The organism is Saccharothrix sp. S26 (genome assembly GCF_021390395.1).
In the GTDB taxonomy this organism is placed as follows: Bacteria; Actinomycetota; Actinomycetes; order Mycobacteriales; family Pseudonocardiaceae; genus Actinosynnema.
The window spans coordinates 91084-114673 of record NZ_JAJUWT010000008.1; the positions used below are offsets into that span (position 1 = coordinate 91084).

Consider the following 23590-nt stretch of genomic DNA (forward strand, 5'->3'; position numbering starts at 1 on the left):
CGCTCAGCCCGCCGAGAGCGGCGCCGCGACCGTGCCCAGCACCTCCGCGACCACCTCGGCGGGCCGGCGCTGGTTCAGCTCCGCGTCGGGGGTCAGCACCAGCCGGTGCGCCAGCACCGGCTCGGCCACGGCCTTGATGTCGTCCGGCGTCACGAACGGCCTGCCCTCGGTCGCGGCCAACGCCTGCGCGGCCCGCACCAGGGCGATGCTGCCGCGCGGGCTCGCGCCCCAGCGCACGGCCGCGTGCTCACGGGTGGCCGCGGCGAGCCGCACGGCGTACTCGACGATCGCGGGCGCGAGGTGCGAGCCGCGGACCTCGGTGATCGCCGCGCGCAACCGGGGGATGTCGACCACCGGTTGCAGGTCGTCGGGGCCGACCCGCGCCGCGTCGCTCATCACCACCAGCACCTCGGCGGCCAGGTCGGGGTACCCGACGGACAGCCGCATCAGGAACCGGTCCAGCTGCGCCTCGGGCAACCGGTAGGTGCCCTCCATCTCGATCGGGTTCTGGGTGGCCACCACCAGGAACGGGTGCGGCACCTCGTGCGGGGTCGAGTCGACCGTGACGCGGCGTTCGCTCATCACCTCCAGCAGCGCCGACTGGGTCTTCGGCGTGCCCCGGTTGACCTCGTCGGCCAGCACCACGTTGGCGAACACGCCACCGGGGTGGAACTCGAACCGCTCGGTCTTCTGGTGGTAGACGGTCACGCCGGTGACGTCGCCGGGCAGCAGGTCGGGGGTGAACTGGATGCGGCTCCACGTGCCGCCGATGCTGCGCGCCAGGCACCGCGCCAGCGTCGTCTTGCCCAGGCCGGGCACGTCCTCCACGAGCAGGTGCCCTTCGGCGAGCAGCGCGGCCACGGCGAACCGCACCACCTCGGGCTTGCCGCGCACGACGCGCTGCACGTTGTCCGCGATCGACCGGTAGACCTCGGCCGCGTGCATCCCGCTCATCTCCATTCCAGGCGGTTGGACTCGACACCGTCGATGGTCACCCAGACGGTGTGACCGGTGCCGAAGTAGTAGAACTGGTCGAAGACCTCCGAGCCGTCGGCTTCCGTCGTGAAGCCGTACCCAGGATTGCTGTACCCGGTGTCCGTCGACTTCGGATAGGCGTTGTAGCGCGTATTGGGCTCGAACCCGGTCACGACCACGTGCATCCAGTAGCAGTCGGATCGACCGCACTTGTCTGCTGCTGAAGGTCCTTTGGATAGGGTGATCGACTTCACGGGCGTCTGCGGCACGGTGCGGGCGGAGGCGGGCGTGCCGCGTCCCGCGCTGTTCTCGGCGACCACGGTCACCGTGAAGGGGACGTCCGCGCCGGACCAGATGCCCGCGATGACGTAGGACAGGGGCCCGCCGCCGGGCACCGTGGCCGAACCTGGGCGGGAACCGTCGTCCCGGGTCCACGACACGTGGTAGGCGGTGACCGGTGCACCGTTGTCCAGGGCCGCCGTCCAGGTCACGGTCGCGTCCACGACCTGCGACGTGATGGCGACCTGGAGGTTGCCCGGCGTGCCCGGCGGGCTGGCCGGCACCACGGGCGGCGGTGGCGGCTGCACGGTCTGCTGCTGCCGTCGCGTCGGCTGCTGCGCGGGCGGCGGTTCCTGGGTCGTGGGCTGCTCGCGCCCCACCGGCGGTGGCGGGTTGGTGGTGGTCGTCGTCGGCGGGGTCGTCGTCTCTGTCGGAGGCGTCAGCAGCGAGCGGGAGGTGGGCGGGTGCACGCTGTTCACCTGGACCGGGGTCACCTTGCCCTCGGGGTCCACGACCAGCACGTGCTTGCCCTCGCCGCTGTCGACGTAGACGCGGGCGTCGTCGCCCTTGCTCAGCCGGGGCGTGCCGCGCTCGGGGGGCACGGGCGTCTTCTGGTGCTTGCCACCGGTGTGGTCGTAAGTGTGCAGGGTGCCGCTGCGCTGGTCGAGCACCGCGACGGTGGAGCCGGTGGACAACGGCCCGGTGTAGTCGCCGGGTTCCAGCGGCACGGTGTTGGTCTCCGCGGCCGGCCGGTCGCCGACCAGGTCGGAGCCGTCCACCAGGTGCAGCTTGCCCCGCCGGTCGAGCACCGGCACCAGGCCCGCGACGTCACCGGGCCCGACCTCGGCGTCGTCGGGCACGTCCGTGCCGATCGGCTTCTTCCGGGTCAGGCCGCTGTCCTCGACCAGGTGCACCGTGTCGGACGTGGTGTCGACGAACAACGGCTTCTCGCCCACCACGGTCAGCCCGCCCGTGTGGCCCGCCACCGTCGCCGGGCAGGACGGCGCGGTGGTGCCGGGGGAGAGCCGGCACAGCCGGCCGCTGCGCGTGTAGTGCAGCCACACCGTGCCGTCGGGCGTGGCCACCGGGTTGCCCAGCGGCTCGTCGACCGAGATCGGCGGCGTGTGGTCGGTGCCCAGCCGCACCACCTTGCCCGCCCTGCGGTAGACCAGGTACGGCCCGCCCGCGACCTGCAACGCCACCGGCACCTCGTCGTCGGTCGGCGCGGTGGTCGTCCCCTCGACCCGCAGCGTCGACTTGCCGAACTCGGTGACCTTGCCCTTCCCGACGACGTAACCGCTGGTGTCGCTCTGCACCACCAGGCTGCCCGGGTCGGCGCCCGGCACGGCCACCTCGGCGTTCACCCGCTTGGTCGAGCCGTCGACGTGGAAGACCTTGCCCAGCGCCGAGTTCAGCACCCAGTGCCCCGGTTGCAGGAACTCCAGCTGCGGCACCCCCGAGGCGCCGCCGATGGCCAACCCCGCCACGGTGAGGCTCGCCGCGGTCAGCAGGGCCACCGGCACGCGACCGCGCCACTTCGTGGAAATCCCCATAGCACCCACCCCCTACTCTGCAATCACGTAGCGTATGGCACCCGATACAGAAACGGTCCAGTCCTTGACTCGAACCCGGTCCCTGCTGCTCCTCGGCGCGCCGTTGCTCGTCGCGGTGCTCGTCGTGGTCCTGCTGACCGGCGAGCGCGACGTGCCGGTGGCCGACCTGCCCGCGACGCCGACGGTCGTCGCGGCGGTCGTGCTGGAGCCGCGGATCCCCGAGGCGGGCGAGGAGGTCGTGGCCAGGGTGACGATCGCCGCCGACCGGCCGATCACGGTGCGCGCGCTCACCGTGCAGGTCCTGAAGCGCACGACCAACACCTCGCACGACTTCCCCGAGCTGGCCGACCACGCCCTCGGCACGACCACGCAGGAGCTCACCTTCCGCCGCACCTTCGACACCCCGGGCCGGTACACGTACTTCCTGGCGTACCGGCTGGACGACGGGCAGTGGGTGCGGCTCAAGCCGTGGGAGACGGTCACGGTCCGCTGACCGGCAGGGAGAGCTCGAAGATCGCCCCGCCTTCCTCGGCGTTGTAGACCCGCAGCGTGCCGCCGTGCGCCAGGGCGACCCAGCGCACGATCGCGAGCCCCAGCCCGGTCGACGCGCCGGAGGTGGTGAACCGGTCGAACACGCGCTCGGCCGCCTCCGGGTCGATGCCCGGCCCGTTGTCGGCCACCGTGACGCGACCGCCGGCGACCGTGATGTGCACGGCGGCCTCGCCGTCCGGGCGGCGACCGTGCCGCAGGGCGTTGGCCAGCAGGTTGCCGATCGCGCGTTGCAGCAGCGTCGGGTCGGCGTTGACCATCGTGGGCGCGGCCGTGACGGTGACCCTGGTGTCCGGCGCGGGCGTCTCCTCGACCACCACGGCGACGAGCTGGTCCAGCCAGATCGGCTGGATCGCGAGCTGCTCGACGCCCGCCGCCAGCCGGGCGCGCACCAGCAGGCCGTCGATGATGCCGCCCATCCGCGCGGCCAGCCCGACCGTGCGCGGCAGCAGCTCGGCCTGCTGGTCGGGGTTGCGCATCGCGGTCTCGGCCAGGGCGCGCAGCGCGGCCACCGGGGTGCGCAGGTCGTGCGCGGTCTCGGCGAGCAGCACCTCCTGCTGCTCCAACGCCGCCGCCGCGGGCCGGATCGCGCGACCGGACAACGCGTGCCCGGCCAGGGCGAGCGCCACCACCAGCACCAGGCAGCCGCCGACCACGCGCCAGATCGTGCCGAGGTGGCGCGCCCGTTCCGGGGCGAGGTCGGCGAACGCGACGATCGCGCCGACCACCTCGCCGCCCTCGGTCTTCACCGGCTGCGCGCGCACGCGCAGCCCGTCCTTCGGGCCGGTCACCAGGGCTTCACCGCTGACCGCGGTGGTGGCCAGGGCGCTGAGCACGCCCATGTCGGCCTCGACGCAGGTCTTCTCGCTGCGGTGGCTGCCGAACTCGCGGGCCGCGCCGCCGGGCAGGATCACGAACGCGGGGCAGGAGCGGTTCACCGGGTCGTCGACCAGGTCGGCGGTGATCAGCGAGTCGTCGTAGTCGATCTGCCGGCTGACGATGTCGGTGACGCGGTGCAGCTCGGCGTCCAGCGCGGCCACGCCCTGCTCGTCGTCGTTCTCGATCACCATGATCGCGAACACCAGCAACCCGGCGGTGTTCATCGCGGTGAACAGCACGGTGAGCAGCCGGCGCAGCGACCGCAGCCGCGCCGCGGACCCGCTCGCGCCGGTCATGCGCTGCCCAGCCGGTAGCCGTGCCCGTGGACGGTGTGGATCAGCTCCGGCCCGTGCAGCTTGCGGCGCAGCCGCTTGATCACCGCTTCGACCACGTTCGCCATCGGCTCATCGTCCCAGCAGTGCTCGATCAGGTCCGCGCGGGTGACCACCTGCCCGGCGTGCGCGGCGAGGTACTCCAGCACCGCGAACTCCAAGCCGGACAACGACAGCAGCACGCCGGCGCGGCGCACCTCGTGCCGGATGCAGTCCACCTCCAGGTCGGCGTGCCGCAGCACGGTCGGCCGCCCGGCGCCGGCGCGGTGGCACAGCTTGAGCACGCGCGCGGTCAGCTCCTCGATCGCGAACGGCTTGACCAGGTAGTCGTCGCCGCCGTGGGCGAAGCCCGCCACCCGGTCGTGGACGGTGTCCCGCGCGGTCAGGAACAGCACCGGCGCGGTCCAGCCGAGGGAACGCCGGTGCTGGACGTAGTCGATGGCGTCGAGGCCGTCGAGCATCCGGTCGAACACCACGCACGCGTAGGTGGTCGCGGTGAACGCGCGGTCGGCGGTCGGGATGTCGGGCGCGGTGTCCACCTCCAACCCGGCGCCGCGCAGCTGGGCCGCCACGGCGACCCGGAGGTTCTCGTCGTCCTCCACCACCATCACCCGCATGTCATCAGAACCTCATGTGTCGTGACGGATCGTTGGCGGCGTGATCTTCCGAGTCCTCGGCCCGCAAACCGGGCCACGCAAGCCCGCCACCCTGCTGGCCACGTTGCTCCTGCACGCTAACGCGTGGGTGAGCCTAGACGAGCTGATCGACGAGATCTGGCAGGAACAGGCCGTCCCGGTGTCGGCCGAGCGCAACGTGCGCACCTACGTCTGGCAGGTCCGGCGGGTCGTGCCCGAGGGCCGCATCGACGCCCGGCCGAGGTCCTACCGGTTGCGCGTCGCGCCGGGCGAGGTGGACGCCGACGTGGCCCGCGCCCTGCTGGACCGGTCGGCCGGGGTGGCCGCGCCGGAGGCCGTCGGCTGCCTGACCGCGGCGTTGGAGCTGTGGCGCGGCACGCCGTACGCGGAGCTGCGGGCGGAGACGGCGGTGGCGGCGACGGCCTGGCTGCGCGAGCTGCGGTGGGAGCTGCGCGAACGGCTCGCCGACGCGTACACGGCCCTGGGCAGGCACGGCGAGGCGATCGCCGTGCTCCGCGCGCTGACCGCGGAGGACCCGTTGCGCGAGGGCACGTGGGCGCGGCTGGTGCGGGCGCTGCACGTGGCCGGGCGGCGGGCCACCGCGCTGTCGGAGTACCGCCGGGTGTGCGACTTCCTGGCCGCCGAGCTGGGCGTGGAGCCGGGGCCGGAGCTGGTGCGGGCGCGGCGGGAGGTGGCGGCGTGACGGCGGTGACGGCCGCACGCGGTGGTGGCCGGCAGGGTGGGGGCGATCAGCTTCGCGCCGGCGCGTCGACCGGGGCGATCAGGTTCGTGTGGGCGCAGCTCGCCGTGCTGGGCGCGGTGGCCGCGGCTTGGGCGTCGTCGCCGGTGGCGGCCGCGTCCTGGCTCGGCGCGCTGGCCGTCCTGGTGCTGTGCCTGGGTCGGTGGCGTCGGCGGTGGCTCTCGGAGTGGGTGGCGCGGTACGCGGCGTTCCTGGTGCGGCGCAAGCGGCGCGGGGCGTTGCTGGACGTCGTCGCGCCCGGCGCGTGGGTCGAGGGCGACCACGTGCACGGCCCCGGCGGGGTGGTCGCGGTGCTGCGGCCCCGGTTGGCCGCGCCGCGGGTGCTCGCCGGGCTGGCCGGGCCGGACGTGCTGGTCGTCCTGCACGTCGGCCGCGGCCAGGTGAGGCGTCCGCGCGCCTGGGTGGTCGCGCGGGCCGCGCGGACGCCGGAGCTCTGGCACGACGACGAGGTCGTCCGCGTGCTGGGCAACGCGACCCGCCGGACCCGCCGCGAGCTGCGCCGCCTCGGCGTGACCGCCGACCTGCTCGCCGAGGAGGACCTCGTCACCACCATCGCCGCGCTCGGCCACGTGACCGGGCAGCGCGAGGTGCGCGAGGACTGGAAGTACTGGCACAGCGGGCCCGTGGCGCAGGCGTGCTTCCGGCTGCCCGCCGCGACCGCCCGCGCCGCCGTCGACTGGCTGCTCACCGCCGCGCCCGGCGTCGCCGTGACCGTCGCGCTGACCGCCGACGACGCCGTGCTGCGGGTCGCGGGCGCCGCCGAGGCCGCCGTGGAAGCGGCCGTCGGCGTGCTCGCCGCGCACGTGCGACTCGAACGACTGGATGGACTGCACGCCCGGGGCGTCGCCGCCTCGCTGCTCATCGGAGGTGTCCTGTGATCAAGGTGTTGCCGACCGGCGTGGACGCGCTGCTGGCCAAGGCCCGTGCCGAAGTCGTGGTGATGGCGACCGGCGGGATGACGCTGCGCCGCATCGACCAGGCCAACCTGCGCCGCGGCGTGCGCTACCGGGTGCTGCTGCCCGACGTGCTGCGGCCCAACGCGCTCGCCCTCGCCCCGTGCGAGGTGCGCACGCTGCCCCAGGTGCCGATGGACGCGGTCGTCGTGGACGGCGTCGCGGCCGTGCTGCCCGCCGAGCGGGGCGTCGCGGTGTTCCGCTTGCCCAGCGTGGTGCGCGCGGCGGTCGAGCTGTTCGAGCGGGTCTGGCCGGAGGCGGTGGCCGCCTACGACGTGACCGACGACTGCGAGCTGACCCGGCGGGAACGAGAGTTGCTCACGTTGTTGTTCGCCGGCAGCACGGACGAGGCCGCCGCGGCCCGGCTGGACGTGTCGGTGCGCACGGTCCGCCGCATGGTCGCCGACATCATGAACCGCCTCGGCGCGCGCAGCCGGTTCCAGGCGGGCGCGAAGGCCGCCGACCGGGGCTGGTTGTTGCAGCGCGCCGGGTGACTACGGTGGGTCTGTGCGCATCCTGGTGACCGAGGACGAGGCGGACCTGCTCCACGCCGTGGCGGTGTCGTTGCGCGGTGCGGGTTTCGCGGTCGACACGGCGGCGGACCTGGCGGGCGCGGACGAGGCGTTGGCGGTCAACTCCTACGACTGCGCGGTGTTCGACCGCATGGTGCCCGGCGGTCGCGCGGCGCCCCGCGTCGACACCCTGGCCTACGTCCGGCACCGCCGCCGTACCGGCCTGCGCGTGCCGGTGCTGTTCCTCACCGCGCTGGACGGCGTGGGGCACCGGGTGGAGGGCCTGGAGGTCGGCGACGACTACCTGGTGAAGCCGTTCGCGATGGAGGAGCTGGTGGTGCGGGTGCGCCTGCTGTGCCACCGCCGCGAGATCGCCCGGCCCGCGGTGCTGCGGCACGGGGACGTGGAGCTGGACGCGGGCACGCGCCAGGTGCGCCGCGCGGGCGTGCTGCTGACGTTGACCCGGCGCGAGTACCTGGTGCTGGAGCTGTTGCTGGCCAACGCGGGGCGGCCGGTGTCGCGGGCCGACCTCATCCGGCACGCGTGGGACGAGATGGCGCAGCCCGCGACGAACGTGCTGGACGTGCTGATGGCCGGGTTGCGGCGCAAGCTGCGCCAGCCGCCGGTCATCCACACCGTGCGCCAGGTGGGCTACCGGATCGGCTGAGCCACCTCACCCGGTGACCAGCCGCACGACCGCCGTGCCACCCGTGACGCCGACCAGTTGCACGGCGAGCACGCCGGTCTGCGGCTGCGGCGGCGGCAAGGGCTGGTTCGAGCACCGGCTGCCGCCGCCACCGGGCGTGAACGTCAGCGTGCAGTACCCCTTCAGGGTGCCGTGCCCGCCGCTGTGCGGGAGGTCGACGTCGAACTCGATCCCGTCCTCGCGCACGGCGAGCACCTTGAACGTGCCCGGTCCGGTCGAGGAACCCACCGCGATGTCGACCGGACCGGTCAACGCCACCTCGCACGTCCCGTCCGCGCACGCGGCGTAGTCCGCGCCGTCCGCGGCGGTCGGCGGCGGGGCAGTGGTGGTGGTCGTGGTGGTGGTGGGCGCGGGGACGGCGGTGCCCGGCACGGTCCCGCACCCCGCCGCAGCCAGTGCCGCGACCAGGCCGCCGACGAGCAACCACCGGTCCACAGTGGATGGTGTCATGCCGTCCAGCGTGGCACACCGGGCCCGTCGTCCGCCGCCGCGGCCGGAACCTGCCAACCACCGTGGGCCGGGCCTGGCCGTCACTAGCGTCGGTCACGTCATCGGGTGGGAGGGGATCGGCGTGGGAGGGTTGATGTCGGAGCGTGACGCCCTCAGGGCCGACCGGGCGCGGGCACGGCTGCTGGAGGTGGCCGGGCCGGACCTGTACCGCCGCAACCCGTTCCGCGTCACGGGGTTGCGGACCGACGCGCCCCCGCGGGAGGTGCGGGCGCGGCGCCAGTTGGCGGTCGGCGTCTCGGCCCTGGTCGGGACCGCGCCGCAGCGCGACGAGCGCCTGCCGCTGCCCGAGGACCCGGGGCCGGAGCAGGTGCGGTCGGCGTTCGACGAGCTCGGCCGCGGCTGGCACCGGCTGGTGGGGGAGCTGTTCTGGTGGTGGGGCGAGCCGGGTGGCTGCGGGTGCGCGGAGGTCGTGCACCGGTTGCACGACGACGCGGTGCACGCCCACGCCGCGGTGCTGGACCTGGAGGCGGGCGGTGAGCCGGGCAACGGGTCGAAGCGGGCTCGGCTGTGGCGCGAGGCCGCCCAGGCTTGGGGCTTCGCCCTGGCGCACCAGGACTTCTGGTCGCACGTCGACCACCGCGTCCGCGCCCTGGCGGACCGTTCACTCGACCAGTCCACTGTGGACGCGGTGCGGGAGGCGTTCGCCCGCGCGTTGCTCGGACCCCAGGTGGCGCTCGCCGCCGCCCGCGGTGACGCCGAGCTGGCCGGGCTGATCGGCGAGTGGCGGCTCGACGCCGACGTCCTGGCCGACGCCCGCGCCCTCGCCGCCCGGCCGCTGGTCGACCGCCTGAAGGCGTTGATCGGGGAGTTCGGCGACCTGGTCGAGGCGCGCCAGTTCGGCGTGACGGCCCGCCGCGCGCCCGCCGAGCTGGCCGAGGCCGTGCGGCGGCTGGAAGTGGCGCTGCCGCACCGGAGCAACCCCGGCACGGCGCGGTTGCGCGAGCAGGCCGCCGTGGTGCTGAACAACTGCGCGCTGGCCATGCTGGACCAGCGCAAGCCCGACCTGCTGCGGGTCAAGGCGTTGCTGGCCGAGGCCGAACGGCTCGCCGTGGACGAGCAGACCCGGCGGACGGTGCGCGCGAACTTCGAGTCGGTCGAGGACGGCTCGGCGTCCGTGCGGGTCGACGGCATCGACAAGATGCTCGCCGGTGGCCAGTACCTGACCGTGGCCAGGATCCTGGGCCAGGCGCGCAAGCGGATCACCAACCCCCGCGAACGGGCCCGGATCGACTTCCTGCTGCGCGAGATCCGCGACGTCCGCTCGCACCGGTTGGTGGGCGACACGTCCGGGCGGTCCGGGTACGCGATCAGCCTGGCGTTGTACCTGGTGCACGTGTCGGTGGTCGCGCTGGTCATCGGCCTGCTGGACAGCGGCAGCCCGTTCGCCGCCGGGGTCGGCGCGGCGGTGGCGGCGGTGCTGCCCTGCGTCACGGCCCAGCGGCGGTGGTTCCTGGTCGGGCCGATGACGTGGCCCAAGTGGGTCGGCGCGCTGCTGGTCGTCGCCGGTTTCGCGGTTCTGGCGGTGACGGCGCCGGCGGTGGGGTTCGCGCCGGTGGCGATCAGCGTGGTGGCGTTCCTGGCCACGCGGACGGTGAGCGGGACGTTCAGCCGCGCGCTCGCGGACCGGTGGGACGAGCGATGACGGCGTGGCGACGGTGGCGGGCCGACGCGCGGCAACGCCGCCACCACCGGCCGTTCCGGATCGCCGCACCGGCCTGGGACGCCGCCGAGCGGGACCGGCTCCGCGCGATCCTGGAGGCCGCCGCCCGGGTGCGCGCCGAGGACGACGCGGCGTCGACCGGACGAACCGGGGACGACGCGGCGTCGGCCGGAGGAGGCGAGCCGGTCGGCGAGCACCCGTCGCCGTTGGCCGAGCGGGAGCTGTCCGCGGCGGCGACGAACCTCTGGCGGGCGCGGCGCAAGATCGCGAAGTCGCCGGTGGCCGACTCGCGCGAGGGCAAGCAGGTGGCGCGGTACCTCCGGGCCACGCAGGAGGCGCTGGACCAGGCGGGCGTGGTGATCCAGGACCACGACGGGACGGAGTTCCACCCCGACCTGTCGATCGAGGTGCTGGCGTTCGCCGAGGACCCGGCGCTGACCCGGGACGTGGTGGTGGAGACGGTTCGACCGTCGGTCTACCTGGGTGACCGGCGCATCCAGATGGGGCAGGTCGTCGTGGGCTGCCCCGACGCAGGGGGAGGCACTCCGTGAGCGACACCATCGACTTCGGCATCGACCTCGGCACGACCAACAGCGCGATCGCCCGGCTGGTCGGCGGTCAGGTCGAGGTCGTCAAGAACGTCGACCAGTGGGACTACACGCCGTCCGCGGTGTGGATCAACAAGCGCGGCGAGGTCCGGGTCGGCCGCCGGGCGCGGGAACAGGCCCTGCGCGGCGACGTGGACAACGCGCACACCGAGTTCAAGCTGGAGATGGGGCTGGAGAGCGCCGTCCGCCGGTTCGCCGACGCGGGTGTCGAGCTCACCCCGCCGCAGCTGTCCGCCGAGGTGCTCAAGTCGCTGGGCGTGGACGTGGCCGACCGGCTGGGCGCGCCACCGCCCGCGGCGGTCATCACCGTGCCGGCGGCGTTCCGGCTGCACCAGAACAACGCCACCGGCGAAGCGGCCGCGCTGGCGGGCTTCGGGGCCTGCCCGCTGCTCCAGGAGCCGACGGCCGCCGCCTTCGCCTACGGGTTCCAGCACCAGAGCACCGAGGCGTACTGGATGGTGTTCGACTTCGGCGGCGGCACGTTCGACGCGGCGATCGTCAGCACCTACGAGGGCGAGCTGCGCGTGCTCGACCACGCGGGCGACCCGCATATGGGCGGCAAGCTGATCGACTGGGCCGTGGTGGACCGCGTGCTGGCCCCGGCCGCCGCGCGCGAGCTGGGCCTGCCCGACTTCGAGCGCGGCAACCGGCGTTGGGTGGCGAACTTCGCCAAGCTGAAGGGCGCGGCCGAGGAGGCGAAGATCGGCCTGTCCCGGCAGACCGAGGTCACCGTGACGGTCGACCTCACCCTGGCCGACGGCCGGGAGCGGGAGTTCGAGCACGTGCTCACCCGCGAGGTGGTCGACGCGCTGGCCGAGCCGTTCTACGCCCGCTCGGTCAATTTGTGCCGGGAGGCGCTGGCCAAGGCCAACCTCGCCGCCGCCGACGTGGACCGGTTGCTGCTGGTGGGCGGCGCGACGCTGGCGCCCTCGCTGCGGGCCCGGCTGGCCGACCCGCACCTCGGCCTCGGCATCCCGTTGGACCACAGCCAGGACCCGTCCACGGTGGTGGCGCGCGGCGCGGCGGTGTTCGCGGGCACGGTGCCGCTGGAGCGGCCCGCGTACGTGCCGGCGGTGGGCGAGTTCGGGGTCGAGCTGACCTACCCGCGCACGACGAGCCTGTCCCGGGTGGCGGTGGGCGGCCGGTTCCGTTCGCCGTCGACGGTGGACTGGTCGGGTTACCGGGTGGAGCTGGCCAACCCGTCGGGCCGGCCGCCGTTCCGCAGCCCGAAGATCGCGGTGGACCCGACGGGCGCGTTCGTGGCCGAGGTGGTGCTGACCGAGCTGGACACGTCCACGTTCGGCGTGGTGCTCACCGGGCCGCGCGGCACGCGGGAACGGGTCGTGCCCGACGAGTTCAGCGTCCGGCACTGGGCGAACGAGCCGGGCGGGTCGGTGCTGACCAACGGGCTGGGGCTGGCGCAGGCGGACGGCGAGTTCGCGTCGATGCTGGCCAAGGGCGCGCGGCTGCCCGCGGCGACCACCGAGACGTTCCGGACCACGGTGCCGCTGCGCCGCACGGACCCCGACGCGGTGATCCGCATCCCGATCGTGGAGGGCGAGCACGCCCGCGCGGACCGCAACCTCCAGGTCGCGGTGATCGAGATCCGGCCCCGTGACGTGCGCATCGACCTGCCGGAGGGCGCGGAGGTGGAGATCACCTTCGAGGTGGACGAGTCGCGGCGGGTGAGCGTGGTCGCCGAGGTGCCGCTGGTGGACGAGCAGTTCGAGGCGACGATCGACCTGTCCGTGGTGGCCGCACCGTCGGCCGCACAGCTGCGCGAAAGGTTGGCGGAGGTGCGGCAGCGGGCGGACGAGCTGCGTGCGTCGGCGGAGCGCGCGTTGTCGGAGCGGGCGCTGGCCCGGTTCGCCCGGCTGGACGAGGAGCGGATGCTGGCGCAGGCCGAGGACGAGGTGCGGGCCGCCGACGGCGACCCGGCCGGCGCGGCGGCGGCCGACGAGCGGTTGCGCGCCATCCAGGCGGTGCTCGACGACGTCGAGTCGGACGTGCGGCTGCCCAGGGTGCTCGCGGACATGAGCGAGGCGGTCGAGGCGTGCCGGGCGCTGGTGGACCGGGTGGGCACGCCGGACGACCTGGTCGAGCTCGCGGACCTGGAACGGCGGGCCGGGCAGGCGCGGGCGGCGCAGGACGCGGAGGCCGCCGAACGCGTGGTGGGACGTGCGCTGGACCTGGAAGTGGTGTTGCTGCGCCGCGACGGGAGCCTGGACGTCACGATCTTCCACTACTTCCGCGCCAACGCCGACCGCATGTCGTCGCCGCACCAGGCGCGGACGTTGATCGACCGCGGCGAGCGCGCGTTGATGACCGGCGACACCGCCACCCTGGCCGAGGTGAACCAGCGCCTGCGGGTGCTGCTGCCCGCCACCGTGCCGGACCCGACGACGGGCGGCGTGCGACGGCAACGGGGGTTCACGGGATGACCGCCGACGCGCTGGAGGACTTGGCGCACGACGTCCGGCTGGCCGAAGCGGCGGACCGGGCGCGTGCGGGCGACTTCACGGGCGCGCTGGCGGTGCTCGACCTCGTGCCCGCCGACCACCCCGACCGGCTCGACCTCACCGCCCGCGTGCACGCCCAGCGCGGCGCGTTCGCCGAGGCGGAGGCGGCGTGGCGCGAGGTGCTGCGGTTGCGGCCCGACGACCCGGCGGCGTCGCACGGGTGCGCGTTGATCGGCCGGATCACGGCGGGCAGGCGGTCGCGGCGGCCGGTGCCCCGGACGGGTGTGGCCGCTGCGGTCGCGGTGCTCGCGGTGGCGTTGTGGTGGCCGCCGGTCGAGGTGACCGTGGACCACGGGCTGCGCCCGCCCCCGGTGGTCGCCGTCCGGCCGACCCCGGTCGAAGACCCGGTCGACGTGCTGGCCCGTGCGCTCACCACGCCCGACGTCGTGGCCGAACGCCGGGCGGGCGGTGTGCGCGTGACGTTCGGCGAAGGGCTCTTCGGGCCGGACGCCACCGAGCCGACCCCGAGGGGACGGCAGGTGCTCGAACGGTGGGCCGCCATGCTCGTCGGTCAGGACGTGCGGGTCACCGTCCTGGGTCACGCGGTGGTCGTGCCGGGCGGACCCGCGTCCGGGGGCTCGCCGGTGGCCCTGGCCCGCGCCGGCGCGGCGGCCGAGGTGCTGGCGGCGGCCGGCGGGCTGCCGCTGACCGCCTTCACCCTCGCCAGCGCCGACCAGACCGAGGCACCGCACCACGACCCGGCCCGCGACCGCACGATCACCCTGCTGGTGGCTCGGTGATCCCCGCTGCGCTGGACGATCCGTCCGGTCACCGCGTCCGGACGACCACCCGGACGGAGCTCGGCTCGGGGTCGGAGGGGTCGGGCGACTGCATCCCGGCGGCCAGGTCGGTGCGCACGTGGTCCAGCACCTCCGCCGTGATCACCTCGCCCGGCGGGTAGAGCTCGACCTCGTCCACGCGGTCCTCGGTCGGGTCGACCGCGAGGACCACGTCGAGCAGGTCGCGGATCGCCCGCGCCAGGTGCGGGTCGGCGATGTCGTACCGCACCTGACGTCCCTCGTAGGTGGCCACGACGAGCCCGCAGCCGCGCGGGCAGGACACGCGTCCGACCTGGTCGACTCCAACCGCTCGGCCGGCTGGGCGGGGTAGCCGGGCCCGTCGAGCAGAGCCATCGGGATGCGGCACCGGGTGGGGTCGGCCAGGGCGCGACCGAGCCGGGCGAGCGCGGTCGCCCGTGTTCCAGACGTCAGCGCGCGCGGAACTACACAGCTTCCGCTGTATCGACCAGGTGCGGCACCCGCTGGGTCGGGATCTCCTCCAACGGCATGTGCAGCAGCGGGTCGGCCTCGGCCAGCAGCTCCCGCGCCCCGCGCAACCCGGCCGCGATGCGGTCACGGCGGTCGCGCAGCTCGTCCACCCGGTCCCGTGCCCGCGCCACGATCCGCCGGGCGTGCTCCTCGGCGTCGCGGACCAGCCGGTCGGCCCGCGCCCGGGCGGCGGCCTCCTCGGCGGCGATCGCCTCCAACGACTCCGTCCGCCGCGCGTTCATCGCCAGTTCGAAGTCGACCCGGACCTCCTCCCGCAACGCCGCCGCCCGCTCGTCCAGCTCACGCCGCCGCTGCTCGGCCTCCCGCGTCGCGGCCAGCAGCTTCTCGCCCGCCTCGCGCATCAGCGCCCGGTGCTCGGCCTCGGCCTGCCGCCGTTGGGCGTCCAGCTCGGCGACGAGCCGCTCCGACCGCTCGCGCACCCGTGCGGCCACCCGTTCCGCGGTGGCCCAGTGGCTCTCCGCGACGGCCCGTGCCCGTTCGGCGATCTCGTCCGCCTCCTCGTGCGCGAGTTCGGCCATGCGCCGCAGGCGCTCGGTCAGCGCGGCCGGGTCGATCGGCGTGCGGCTGATCCGGTCGATGTGCTCGCGCAGCACGCGGATCTCGGCGCGGGCGGTCTCCAGTTGGCGCGCGAGGTCGTCGGCCCGCGCCTCGGCCGCGTCCCGGTCGACCGCCAGCACGCGCAGCTCGCCTTCCACGCCCTCCACGTAGTGGCGCACCTGGCCGCGGTCGTAGCCGCGCCACACCACGTCGAAGTCCGCCCGCAACGGCACCAGGTCGCCGTCCACAGCCACCACCACAGCACTCTCCCCGTGATCGACGTCTCGTCGCGGCGGGTATTGCGCACCGCCCACGATCTTTGTTAGCACTCTCGGGCGAAGAGTGCCAAACAGTGGTCTGCTCGCCCGCTCGAGGAGGTCGACTTGAGCAGCCTGCCTTCCGCCGCAACGCTTCCCCGCCAGGCCGGCCGCGACCGGTTGCGCGTCGCGCTCGTGGCCCCGCCCTACTTCGACGTCCCGCCCAAGGCCTACGGCGGGGTGGAGGCCGTCGTCGCCGACCTCGCCGACTCGCTCGTCGCCCGCGGCCACTCGGTGACCTTGCTGGGCGCCGGAGAACCCGGGACCAAGGCGCGGTTCGTGCCCGTCTGGGACCGCACGGTCCCCGAACGCCTCGGTGAGCCGTTCCCCGAAGTCGTGCACGCCGCCGCGGTGCGCCGCGAGATCGAGCGGCTCGCCGACGCCGAGGGCCTGGACGTCGTGCACGACCACACCCTCGCCGGCCCGCTCAACGCGCCCGCGTTCGCCGCGATGGGCCTGCCGACCGTGGCCACCGTGCACGGTCCCGTCGACACCGACATGCGCCGCTACTACCGCGAACTGGGCGACGACGTCGGCCTCGTCGCGATCAGCGACCGGCAGCGCGAGCTCGCGCCCGAGCTGAACTGGATCGGCACCGTGCACAACGCGCTGCGCCTGCGCGACTGGCCGTTCCGGGCGCACAAGGAGGACTACGCGCTGTTCCTCGGCCGCTTCCACCCCGACAAGGCGCCCCACCTGGCGCTGGAAGCCGCCCACGCCGCCGGCGTGCCGCTCGTGCTGGCGGGCAAGTGCGCCGAGCCGATCGAGAAGGAGTACTTCGAGGCCGAGGTCCGGCCCCGGCTGACCGACCGCGACCACGTGTTCGGCGTCGCCGACGCGTCCGAGAAGCGCAAGCTGCTGTCCGCCGCACGGTGTCTTCTGTTCCCCATCCGTTGGGAAGAGCCGTTCGGCATGGTCATGATCGAGGCGATGGCCTGCGGCACGCCGGTGGTGGCGCTGCGGGCGGGCGCGGTGCCGGAGGTGGTGGTGGACGGCGTGACCGGGTTGGTGCGGGACGATCCCGAGGAGCTGGTGGACGCGCTGCACGACGTGCGCGGGCTGGACCCGGCCGCCTGCCGGGCGCACGTCGCCGCGCACTTCGACGTCGACGGCCTGGGCTCGGGCTACGAGGCCGCCTACCGCAAGGCCCTCGCCGGCGACGGCTCGCTCACCGCGCTGCGCCGCGACTACGCCGCGCTGGACTCCGCGCTCGACCGCGTCTACGAGCGCAACGTCGACGGCGGGCCCGCCCTGCACGCCTCCGGGGACCGCGCGTGACGGCCGACCTGCCACCGGAGCCGTTCAACGCGGGCGAGCCCGCGTTCACCGGTGACGTCGGCGGCACCACGACGTTGGTCGAGGGCAGCACGTTCTGCCTGTCCACCGGCACCGGCGACATCGAGCCCGGCACACCGCACGGGCTGTTCTTCCGCGACGCCCGGCTGCTGTCGCGGTGGCAGCTGCGGCTGGACGGCCGCACGCCGCACCCGCTGTCGGTGTCGCACCCGGAGGCGTTCGCCGCGCGGTTCGTGCTGCGCCGCCCGCCGGCCGCGGGCCTGGCCGACAGCACCCTGCTGCTGGTGCGCGAACGGCTGGTCGGCGACGGGATGCGCGAGACGATCACGGTCGACAACCTGGGCCGCGAGGCCACCGCCGTGCGGCTGGAGCTGCACGTGGACGCCGACTTCGCCGACCTGTTCGCGGTCAAGGAGGGCCGGGCCGTGCACGGCGGCTCCGACGCCACCGCGGCCGGGGCGGAACTCGTGCTGCGCGACCGCAAGGACGGCTCGCGCGGGGTGTCGTTCACCGCCACCGCCGAGCCCGTCGTGGTGCCGGGCGCGTTGAGCTGGCACGTGGTCGTGCCCGCGGGCGGCCGGTGGTCCACCGAGGTGGTCGTGCAGCCGACCGTGTCCGGCCGGCCCGTGCAGCCCCAGTTCCACCGCGGCGAGCGGATCGAGGCCAGCGGGCCCGCGCGCAAGATCCGGGCGTGGCGCGCGGCCAGCACCCTGGTCACCGCGAGCGACCCGGTGCTGACCGGCGTGCTGCGCCGCACCGAGAGCGACCTGGGCGCGTTGCAGATCCACGACCCGGCGCGCGACGGCAGGCCGTTCGTCGCCGCCGGCGCGCCCTGGTTCATGACCCTGTTCGGCCGCGACAGCCTGCTGACCGCGTGGATGGCGCTGCCGCTGGACGTCGGCCTGGCCCTGGGCACGTTGCAGACCCTCGCCGAGACCCAGGGCAAGGTCGTCGACCCGCTCACCGAGGAGGAGCCCGGCCGCGTCCTGCACGAGCTGCGGCTGGGCCCGGACAGCACGGCGGTGCTGGGCGGCAACCACTACTACGGCACGGTCGACGCGACGCCGCTGTTCGTGATGCTGCTGGCCGAGTGCTGGCGGTGGGGTGCGGACCCCGCCGTCGTGCGCTCCCTGCTGCCCGCCGCCGATGCCGCGCTCGCGTGGGTCGACCGGTACGGCGACCGCGACGGCGACGGGTTCGTGGAGTACCGCCGCGCCACCGACCGTGGGCTGGCCAACCAGGGGTGGAAGGACAGCTTCGACGGCATCAACGACGCCTCGGGCCGGCAGGCCATCCCGACCATCGCGCTGTGCGAGGTCCAGGGGTACGTGTACGCGGCGTTGCTGGCCCGCGCGGAGCTGGCCGAGGGGTTCGGCGAGGAGTCGACCGCCGCCCGCCTGCGCGCCCGTGCCGAGGAGCTGCGGCACCGGTTCGCCGAGGCGTTCTGGCTGCCGGACAGGGGCTGGTACGCCGTGGCGCTCGACGGGCGCAAGCAGCCGGTGGACGCGCTGACCAGCAACACCGCCCACTGCCTGTGGACCGGGATCGCCACCGACGAGCACGCGGCCGCCCTGATCCGGCGGCTGGCCGACCCGGAGATGGACACCGGGTACGGCCTGCGCACGCTCGCGTCGTCGATGGGCGCGTACAACCCGATGAGCTACCACAACGGGTCGGTGTGGCCGCACGACACCGCCATCGCGGTGGCGGGGCTGCTGCGCTACGCCCACCTGCCCGGCGCGGTGGACCTCGCGCACCGCCTGGCGGACGGCCTGCTCGACGCCGCCGCCGCGTTCGGCGGCCGCCTGCCCGAGCTGTACTGCGGCTTCTCCCGCGACGACTTCAGCCCGCCCGTGCCGTACCCGACGTCGTGCTCGCCGCAGGCGTGGGCCAGCGCGTCGCCGTTGCTGCTGGTCCGCGCGTGCCTCGGGCTGGAGCCGCACGTGCCGCGCAAAACGCTGACCACCACACCGCACCTGCCGCAGCGCTGGGGCGAGCTGACCCTGACCGACCTCCGGCTGGGTGACGAGACCGCCCACATCAGCGCCACCGGCGAGAAGGTCGCGGTGTCCGGCCTGTCAGCCGACTGGACCACCTGACGCGCCGCCGTCGCACGCGCCGAGCCTGCCCCGCAGCTGGGCGATCTCGGCGCGTGCGGCGGCCAGCGTGTCCTCCAGCTCCAGGATGCGCGTGGTCGCGGCGAGCGAGTGGCCCTGGTCGAACAGCGCGCGCACGCGCTGCACGAGTTCGAGCTGCCTGCGGCTGTAGCGGCGGTGCCCGGCGCCGGAGCGGTGCGGGCGGACCAGGTCGGCGGTGTCCAGGCTGCGCAGGAACGCCTGCCGCACGCCGAGCAGGTCGGCCGCCTGGCCGATGGAGTAGGCCGGGAAGTCGACGTCGTCGAGCTCGTGCAAGGCCACATCCGGACCCTATCCGCACCGACCACTTGACACAATCTACAGCGGTGACTATAAGAAAGGTGTATCGGTCAGTGACCTGGTGAACGCGGTCCGGGGAGTGATCGACGTGCGTGACGTCCGGAGCGACACCGGCTTCGCCGACGTGGTCCTGGCGGACCGCGGCTGGCTCGACGCCGAGTTCGAGGCGATCGTCGCCGCCAACTTCGGCCCGACCGAACGCCCCTGGTCCTCCTCACGCCGCCCGTCGGCCGCACCGGCCCGTGCCGCCGAACCGGACACGTTCCCCCCGGTCAGCCTGGCGCGCCAGGTTCACCCGCGCGAGCGTTCCCCTCCGCCGCGCGCGGGATCGACGGTGACTGTTCGCTCGACGAGGAGGTGACCGGACCCGGGGCCTCGGCCCGTTCGGCGAGGTGGCCCGATCGGACGGCCATCACGGGTTTGAGCCCCCGCCAGTGCGTGAATCCACTTTCGAACGTCGTATCCGTCCGCCCGCTGCGACGCCTGGTCGCAGCGGGCGCCGTCCTGCCCGTGCCGTAGTGGAGGATCACGCTGATGAGCCTGGAGAAGCCGTGGAACGACGTGGCCGACCAGTCGCTGCCCGTCGAGCCCGAGCCCGACGCCGGGGTCGTTGACGAGGAGGCCGCCGTCGGCCGGGCTGACCTCGCCCCGCAGCCGCCGGACGTGCCCGAGGCCGACCCGGCGGACGTCGCCGACCAGAACCGCGTCGTCCCGCTGCCCGACGACGGCCCGGACGACACCTGGTAGGTCAGGGCACGAGCGCGTCGACCGCGTCGGCCACCTGCCGGCCGTCCAGCAGCACCCGGTCGTTGTGGTCGGCCCCCACCACCTCGACCGCCACCCCGCCCGCCGCGACCGCCACCGCACGGCTCTGCTCGGGCGGCACCACCGTGTCCGCCGTGCCGTATACGACCGTCACCGGCGCGCGCACCCGTCCCACGTGGCGTTCGGTGGCGAACTCGTCCGACAACAACCACCGCACCGGAAGGAACGGGTAGTGGCGGGCCCCGACCGAGGCCAGATCCGTGAACGGCGACCGCAACACCACCCCGACCGGCGGGAACTCCACCGCGAGCTCCGCCACCACCGCCGCCCCGAGGCTCTCGCCGAAGTACAGCAACCGCTCCGGCGGCACCCCGGCCTCCCCGACCAGGAACTCCCGCCCGGCGCGCACGTCCAGCGCCAACCCCTCCTCGGTCGGGTCGCCGGGGTTCCCGCCGTACCCCCGGTAGTCCACCAGCAGCACCGACAACCCCCGCCCGACCAGCGCCCGCGCCAACGGGACCCGCAGGTGGCGGTTCCCGGCGTTGCCCGGTGCCACCAGCACCGCCGCCCTCGCCGCCTCCGCCGGGAAGTACCAGGCCGCCAGGCCCAACCCGTCCCGGGTCCGCAAGGTGACGTCCCGCCCGCCACCCAGCACCTCACCCGCCCCCGGCAACGGCCCACCGGCCGGCAGGAACACCAACTTCCGCTGGAACGCGAACAGACCACCGAACACCACGACCACCATGATGGCGACCGCCAACGCCCACTTGCGCACCGCTCACCCCGAGGTGGTCGTCGTCGTCATCGCGGTGGTCGACGACGGCGCGTCCGGCCGCTGCGTCAGCGTGGGCGTCGGCACCGGGTTCGCCGTCGACGTGACCAACGGCTGCGGCTCGTCCTGGGTCGTCACCCCACACCTGCTGACCAGCGCGAACAGCACGAACACCAACACGACCCTCATCGCGGTGCCTCCGGCAGCTCCACCACGAACCGCGCCCCACCACCGGGCCGGTCCTCCACCCACACCGTGCCACCGTGCCGCTGCACGTGCTGCGCGACCAGCGCCAACCCCAGCCCGCTGCCGGTGTCCGCACCCCGCCGCCCCGCCCGCGCACCCCGGTCGAACCGGTCGAAGATCCGGTCCCGCAACTCGGGCGGCACCCCGGGCCCGGCGTCGTCCACCTCGATCCGCGCCCGTCCCGCCCGCGCGAACACCCCGACCCGCACCACCCCACCCGCGTGCCGCTCGGCGTTGTCCAGCAAGTTGTCCACGACCCGGTCCAACCGCCGCCGGTCGCCGAGCACCTGCGGCGGCGGCGACCCGGCGTCCACCGGCACCGGCCCACCCGGCCGCGCCGCCACCACGTTGCCCACCAGCGAGGCCAGGTCGATCGTCTCCGACGTCGGGTCCTCCGCCTGCTGGTCGGCCCGCGAGATCTCCAGCAGGTCCACCACCATCCGCGCGAACCGGTCCACTTCGGACGTCAGCAGGTCGAGCGCCTTGCCCGCCGTCCCGGGCACCTCCACCCGCCGACGCCGCAACACCTCGGCGGCGTTGACCATCGTCGTCAACGGCGACCGCAACTCGTGGCTGACATCCCCGGCGAACCGCGCGTCCCGCCTCACCCGCTGCTCCAACGCCTCGGCGGTCGCGTTGAACGTCGTGGCCAGCGACGTCAGGTCCGGATCGGTCTGCGTCGGCAACCGGGCACCCAGGTCACCACCGGCGATCCTCGACGCGGCCTTCGTCAACTCGCTCAACGGCCGCAACGCCCGCCTCCCGGCCCACGACCCCAACGCCACCCCCGACAACCCGCTGACCACCGTGACCGCCACCAACAGGGCACTGAGGAACCGGAACGTGCGGTCCAACTGCACGAGCGGCGCCAACTCCACGTACGCCCCGTCCGTGGTCCCGATGGGCAACGTCACCGCCAACACCGGTATCCCGTCCACCACGATCCGCTGCGCAGCCGGCGTCCCCTGCCTCCCCAACTCCACCAACCGCCTGGGCAGCACCGTCGCGTCGACCTGCCGCCCACTGGTCAACACCTGCCCACCGTGGAACAACAACACGGTCGAATCGGGCCCCGTCGTCAACCCCGTCAACAACCCGGTCAACCCATCCGACCCACTGCCCAACGCCGCATCGACCAACCTGACGTTGACCTCCGCCTGCCGCACCGCACTCTGCTCCCGCTGCCGCAACATGTACCCGGCGGTCAAATTCCACACCGCCACCCCCACCGCACTGGTCAACAACACCGACCCGACCCCCATCGCCAACCCAACCCGCCACCTCAACGAAAACCGAGGCACACCCCACCCTCCAATCCCAACCCACCCACAACGGACCCGGAACCGACCCACCGAGGCCCCATGTCAAATCGAGCCGGACTCTCATCCGGACCTGCACCGGACCTGATCTCGACCCCCGGAGTTGACCGCACCCAGCCTGCCCGACCCCGCCCCCACCCGCAGCCCATCGCAAGCTGATCGCAAGGTTCACCTCCGGGCGTTTCCCCACCTCAGCCCTCACCCCACCACCACAATCCCGAACCGTGACCGCCATCCCCGGTGACCAAGACGTCCCCGCCCTGATCCTGATCTGCGACCACTGCGGACGTGCGCACAACGGCCAGTCCGAGGCCGCCACCAAGTGGCAGTCCTTGTGGGAGGAAGCCGTCTCCGCGGGTTGGCACGGCCTCGACCGCCCCGTCGGCCCCCACTTCTGCTTCCGCTGCGCCGACTGAGCCGTTCCCACCGGCCGCCGATACAGTACGGGGGTAGGGTCCAACCCCCAGGTCACTGTCCGTGACCCCGATCACCCGCCCTGACCGCCGAGTTGACGCAGGTACCCCCAGGGGGTATGAATAACCCTGTCGGACGCGCACCGAACGGCCGAAGGGAGTGGGACATGCGGGGTTACACCTCCGACAAGGACGCCGTCCTCAAGCGCTTGCGCCGCGTCGAGGGGCAGGTCCGCGGCCTGCAGCGGATGGTGGAGGACGACGAGTACTGCATCGACGTCCTGACCCAGATCGCGGCAGCGACCAAGGCCCTCCAGGCGGTCTCCCTCGGCCTGCTCGACGAGCACCTGAAGCACTGCGTGGCCGATGCCCTGACCCAGGGTGGCGAGGGCGCGGACGCCAAGGTCCGCGAGGCCAGCGAGGCGATCGCACGCCTGGTGCGTTCCTGACCGGGAACTCGCCCAACCCACCCGATCAACCACCCAACCGACCCATGGAGCACCTGATGGCCGAATCCACCTTCACCGTCACCGGCATGACCTGCGGCCACTGCGTGGCGTCCGTGACCGAAGAGGTCACCAAGATCGACGGCGTGACCGGCGTGGACGTCGACCTGCCGACCGGCGTGGTCAAGGTGACCAGCACCGCCCCGGTGGCCGAGGCCGACGTGCGCGCCGCCGTCGAAGAAGCGGGCTACGCGGTCGCCTGACCCGCCCTCTCCTTGACCACCTGACCTGCCGAAACGGGCGTCACGTGACGTGACGCCCCCGG

General features: G+C 74.0%; 26 protein-coding genes and 1 pseudogene. 16 read left to right on the forward strand and 11 right to left on the reverse strand.

Annotated features, from left to right (window positions below; translation table 11 throughout):
* Positions 1-3: 3 nt before the first annotated feature.
* Positions 4-954, reverse strand: coding sequence for a MoxR family ATPase (locus LZG04_RS14580; protein WP_233817123.1), 951 nt, complete (start codon positions 952-954; stop codon positions 4-6).
* The gene (locus tag LZG04_RS14585) at positions 951-2807 is read right to left on the reverse strand and encodes a fibronectin type III domain-containing protein (protein WP_233817125.1); all 1857 of its coding nucleotides are present in this window, start codon (positions 2805-2807) and stop codon (positions 951-953) included. Before LZG04_RS14585 ends, LZG04_RS14580 begins: the two co-directional genes overlap by 4 nt.
* A 64-nt stretch (positions 2808-2871) precedes the next feature.
* Here LZG04_RS14585 and LZG04_RS14590 point away from each other — a divergent pair, with 64 nt between their 5' ends.
* On the forward strand, positions 2872-3300 hold the full coding sequence (locus LZG04_RS14590; protein WP_233817127.1) for a hypothetical protein: 429 nt from the start codon (positions 2872-2874) through the stop codon (positions 3298-3300).
* Here the strand turns inward: LZG04_RS14590 and LZG04_RS14595 are convergent.
* Both LZG04_RS14595 and LZG04_RS14600 read right to left on the reverse strand, forming a co-directional pair.
* A complete protein-coding gene (locus tag LZG04_RS14595) occupies positions 3287-4531 on the reverse strand; it encodes a sensor histidine kinase KdpD (RefSeq protein ID WP_233817128.1) in 1245 nt (414 codons plus the stop codon). The two genes, LZG04_RS14590 and LZG04_RS14595, sit on opposite strands and share 14 nt — an antisense overlap.
* A complete protein-coding gene (locus LZG04_RS14600) occupies positions 4528-5184 on the reverse strand; it encodes a response regulator transcription factor (RefSeq protein ID WP_233817130.1) in 657 nt (218 codons plus the stop codon). Before LZG04_RS14600 ends, LZG04_RS14595 begins: the two co-directional genes overlap by 4 nt.
* Positions 5185-5224: 40 nt before the next feature.
* Between LZG04_RS14600 and LZG04_RS14605 the strand changes: the two genes are divergently transcribed.
* The 4 genes from LZG04_RS14605 to LZG04_RS14620 are packed head-to-tail and all read left to right on the forward strand — an operon-like array spanning position 5225 to position 8094.
* Positions 5225-5905 carry an AfsR/SARP family transcriptional regulator gene (locus LZG04_RS14605; protein ID WP_233817133.1) on the forward strand — a complete coding sequence of 227 codons (681 nt, stop codon included), beginning with the start codon at positions 5225-5227 and terminating at the stop codon, positions 5903-5905.
* Positions 5902-6840, forward strand: coding sequence for a type VII secretion protein EccE (locus tag LZG04_RS42500; RefSeq protein WP_233817135.1), 939 nt, complete (start codon positions 5902-5904; stop codon positions 6838-6840). The genes LZG04_RS14605 and LZG04_RS42500 overlap by 4 nt, the downstream gene beginning before the upstream one ends.
* On the forward strand, positions 6837-7409 hold the full coding sequence (locus tag LZG04_RS14615; protein ID WP_233817137.1) for a helix-turn-helix transcriptional regulator: 573 nt from the start codon (positions 6837-6839) through the stop codon (positions 7407-7409). The genes LZG04_RS42500 and LZG04_RS14615 overlap by 4 nt, the downstream gene beginning before the upstream one ends.
* Before the next feature lie 13 nt (positions 7410-7422).
* Positions 7423-8094, forward strand: coding sequence for a response regulator transcription factor (locus LZG04_RS14620; protein WP_233817139.1), 672 nt, complete (start codon positions 7423-7425; stop codon positions 8092-8094).
* Positions 8095-8100: 6 nt separating this feature from the next.
* Here LZG04_RS14620 and LZG04_RS14625 read toward each other — a convergent pair whose 3' ends face one another.
* Positions 8101-8583, reverse strand: coding sequence for a hypothetical protein (locus LZG04_RS14625; RefSeq protein WP_233817141.1), 483 nt, complete (start codon positions 8581-8583; stop codon positions 8101-8103).
* A 133-nt stretch (positions 8584-8716) separates the two neighbouring features.
* Between LZG04_RS14625 and LZG04_RS14630 the strand changes: the two genes are divergently transcribed.
* The 4 genes from LZG04_RS14630 to LZG04_RS14645 are packed head-to-tail and all read left to right on the forward strand — an operon-like array spanning position 8717 to position 14170.
* A complete protein-coding gene (locus LZG04_RS14630; protein ID WP_233817143.1) occupies positions 8717-10285 on the forward strand; it encodes a hypothetical protein in 1569 nt (522 codons plus the stop codon).
* Positions 10282-10854, forward strand: a complete 573-nt coding sequence (locus LZG04_RS14635) for a hypothetical protein (RefSeq protein WP_233817145.1) — start codon at positions 10282-10284, stop codon at positions 10852-10854. The genes LZG04_RS14630 and LZG04_RS14635 overlap by 4 nt, the downstream gene beginning before the upstream one ends.
* Positions 10851-13352 (forward strand): Hsp70 family protein, encoded by a 2502-nt coding sequence (locus LZG04_RS14640; RefSeq protein ID WP_233817147.1) that lies wholly within the window; start codon positions 10851-10853, stop codon positions 13350-13352. The genes LZG04_RS14635 and LZG04_RS14640 overlap by 4 nt, the downstream gene beginning before the upstream one ends.
* Complete coding sequence (locus LZG04_RS14645; protein WP_233817149.1) at positions 13349-14170, forward strand: tetratricopeptide repeat protein; 822 nt, start codon at positions 13349-13351, stop codon at positions 14168-14170. The genes LZG04_RS14640 and LZG04_RS14645 overlap by 4 nt, the downstream gene beginning before the upstream one ends.
* Before the next feature lie 172 nt (positions 14171-14342).
* On the opposite strand, the pseudogene LZG04_RS14650 reads toward LZG04_RS14645, so the two are convergent.
* Both LZG04_RS14650 and LZG04_RS14655 read right to left on the reverse strand, forming a co-directional pair.
* Positions 14343-14641, reverse strand: a pseudogene (locus LZG04_RS14650) (ArsR/SmtB family transcription factor); the annotation flags it as partial.
* 11 nt (positions 14642-14652) lie between these two features.
* A complete protein-coding gene (locus LZG04_RS14655; RefSeq protein ID WP_233817151.1) occupies positions 14653-15516 on the reverse strand; it encodes a hypothetical protein in 864 nt (287 codons plus the stop codon).
* Between the two features lie 123 nt (positions 15517-15639).
* Between LZG04_RS14655 and LZG04_RS14660 the strand changes: the two genes are divergently transcribed.
* Positions 15640-16851: a glycosyltransferase family 4 protein gene (locus tag LZG04_RS14660; RefSeq protein WP_233817153.1), complete on the forward strand. Its 1212-nt coding sequence runs from the start codon at positions 15640-15642 to the stop codon at positions 16849-16851.
* Between the two features lie 8 nt (positions 16852-16859).
* Entirely contained in the window at positions 16860-18968 is a 2109-nt protein-coding gene (locus LZG04_RS14665; RefSeq protein WP_374202824.1) for a glycogen debranching N-terminal domain-containing protein, read from the forward strand.
* Here LZG04_RS14665 and LZG04_RS14670 read toward each other — a convergent pair.
* Entirely contained in the window at positions 18948-19286 is a 339-nt protein-coding gene (locus LZG04_RS14670; RefSeq protein WP_233817156.1) for a MerR family transcriptional regulator, read from the reverse strand. The genes LZG04_RS14665 and LZG04_RS14670 overlap by 21 nt on opposite strands.
* Before the next feature lie 106 nt (positions 19287-19392).
* Here LZG04_RS14670 and LZG04_RS14675 point away from each other — a divergent pair, with 106 nt between their 5' ends.
* Both LZG04_RS14675 and LZG04_RS14680 read left to right on the forward strand, forming a co-directional pair.
* The gene (locus LZG04_RS14675) at positions 19393-19665 is read left to right on the forward strand and encodes a hypothetical protein (RefSeq protein ID WP_233817158.1); all 273 of its coding nucleotides are present in this window, start codon (positions 19393-19395) and stop codon (positions 19663-19665) included.
* 173 nt (positions 19666-19838) lie between these two features.
* Complete coding sequence (locus tag LZG04_RS14680) at positions 19839-20051, forward strand: hypothetical protein (RefSeq protein WP_233817160.1); 213 nt, start codon at positions 19839-19841, stop codon at positions 20049-20051.
* 1 nt (position 20052) lies between these two features.
* On the opposite strand, the gene LZG04_RS14685 is transcribed toward LZG04_RS14680, so the two are convergent.
* The 3 genes from LZG04_RS14685 to LZG04_RS14695 are packed head-to-tail and all read right to left on the reverse strand — an operon-like array spanning position 20053 to position 22349.
* The gene (locus tag LZG04_RS14685) at positions 20053-20844 is read right to left on the reverse strand and encodes an alpha/beta hydrolase (RefSeq protein ID WP_374202823.1); all 792 of its coding nucleotides are present in this window, start codon (positions 20842-20844) and stop codon (positions 20053-20055) included.
* A gap of 3 nt (positions 20845-20847) precedes the next feature.
* Positions 20848-21030 carry a hypothetical protein gene (locus LZG04_RS14690; RefSeq protein ID WP_233817162.1) on the reverse strand — a complete coding sequence of 61 codons (183 nt, stop codon included), beginning with the start codon at positions 21028-21030 and terminating at the stop codon, positions 20848-20850.
* Positions 21027-22349, reverse strand: a complete 1323-nt coding sequence (locus LZG04_RS14695) for a HAMP domain-containing sensor histidine kinase (RefSeq protein WP_233817569.1) — start codon at positions 22347-22349, stop codon at positions 21027-21029. Before LZG04_RS14695 ends, LZG04_RS14690 begins: the two co-directional genes overlap by 4 nt.
* 281 nt (positions 22350-22630) lie before the next feature.
* Between LZG04_RS14695 and LZG04_RS14700 the strand changes: the two genes are divergently transcribed.
* From LZG04_RS14700 to LZG04_RS14710, 3 genes are all read left to right on the forward strand, one after another.
* Complete coding sequence (locus tag LZG04_RS14700) at positions 22631-22822, forward strand: hypothetical protein (RefSeq protein ID WP_233817163.1); 192 nt, start codon at positions 22631-22633, stop codon at positions 22820-22822.
* A 164-nt stretch (positions 22823-22986) separates the two neighbouring features.
* Positions 22987-23268, forward strand: a complete 282-nt coding sequence (locus LZG04_RS14705) for a metal-sensitive transcriptional regulator (RefSeq protein ID WP_053720726.1) — start codon at positions 22987-22989, stop codon at positions 23266-23268.
* A 56-nt stretch (positions 23269-23324) separates the two neighbouring features.
* Complete coding sequence (locus LZG04_RS14710) at positions 23325-23528, forward strand: heavy-metal-associated domain-containing protein (protein WP_233817165.1); 204 nt, start codon at positions 23325-23327, stop codon at positions 23526-23528.
* The last annotated feature ends 62 nt before the right edge of the window (positions 23529-23590 follow it).

What these genes read in the sequence shown, in the direction of transcription:
- LZG04_RS14580 (WP_233817123.1), bottom strand. Translation starts at nt 954, where the DNA reads ATGAGCGGGATGCACGCGGCCGAGGTCTACCGGTCGATCGCGGACAAC.
- LZG04_RS14585 (WP_233817125.1), bottom strand. Translation starts at nt 2,807, where the DNA reads ATGGGGATTTCCACGAAGTGGCGCGGTCGCGTGCCGGTGGCCCTGCTG.
- LZG04_RS14595 (WP_233817128.1), bottom strand. Translation starts at nt 4,531, where the DNA reads ATGACCGGCGCGAGCGGGTCCGCGGCGCGGCTGCGGTCGCTGCGCCGG.
- LZG04_RS14600 (WP_233817130.1), bottom strand. Translation starts at nt 5,184, where the DNA reads ATGCGGGTGATGGTGGTGGAGGACGACGAGAACCTCCGGGTCGCCGTG.
- LZG04_RS14625 (WP_233817141.1), bottom strand. Translation starts at nt 8,583, where the DNA reads ATGACACCATCCACTGTGGACCGGTGGTTGCTCGTCGGCGGCCTGGTC.
- LZG04_RS14630 (WP_233817143.1), top strand. Translation starts at nt 8,717, where the DNA reads ATGTCGGAGCGTGACGCCCTCAGGGCCGACCGGGCGCGGGCACGGCTG.
- LZG04_RS14635 (WP_233817145.1), top strand. Translation starts at nt 10,282, where the DNA reads ATGACGGCGTGGCGACGGTGGCGGGCCGACGCGCGGCAACGCCGCCAC.
- LZG04_RS14645 (WP_233817149.1), top strand. Translation starts at nt 13,349, where the DNA reads ATGACCGCCGACGCGCTGGAGGACTTGGCGCACGACGTCCGGCTGGCC.
- LZG04_RS14680 (WP_233817160.1), top strand. Translation starts at nt 19,839, where the DNA reads ATGAGCCTGGAGAAGCCGTGGAACGACGTGGCCGACCAGTCGCTGCCC.
- LZG04_RS14690 (WP_233817162.1), bottom strand. Translation starts at nt 21,030, where the DNA reads ATGAGGGTCGTGTTGGTGTTCGTGCTGTTCGCGCTGGTCAGCAGGTGT.
- LZG04_RS14695 (WP_233817569.1), bottom strand. Translation starts at nt 22,349, where the DNA reads ATGGGGGTCGGGTCGGTGTTGTTGACCAGTGCGGTGGGGGTGGCGGTG.
- LZG04_RS14705 (WP_053720726.1), top strand. Translation starts at nt 22,987, where the DNA reads ATGCGGGGTTACACCTCCGACAAGGACGCCGTCCTCAAGCGCTTGCGC.
- LZG04_RS14710 (WP_233817165.1), top strand. Translation starts at nt 23,325, where the DNA reads ATGGCCGAATCCACCTTCACCGTCACCGGCATGACCTGCGGCCACTGC.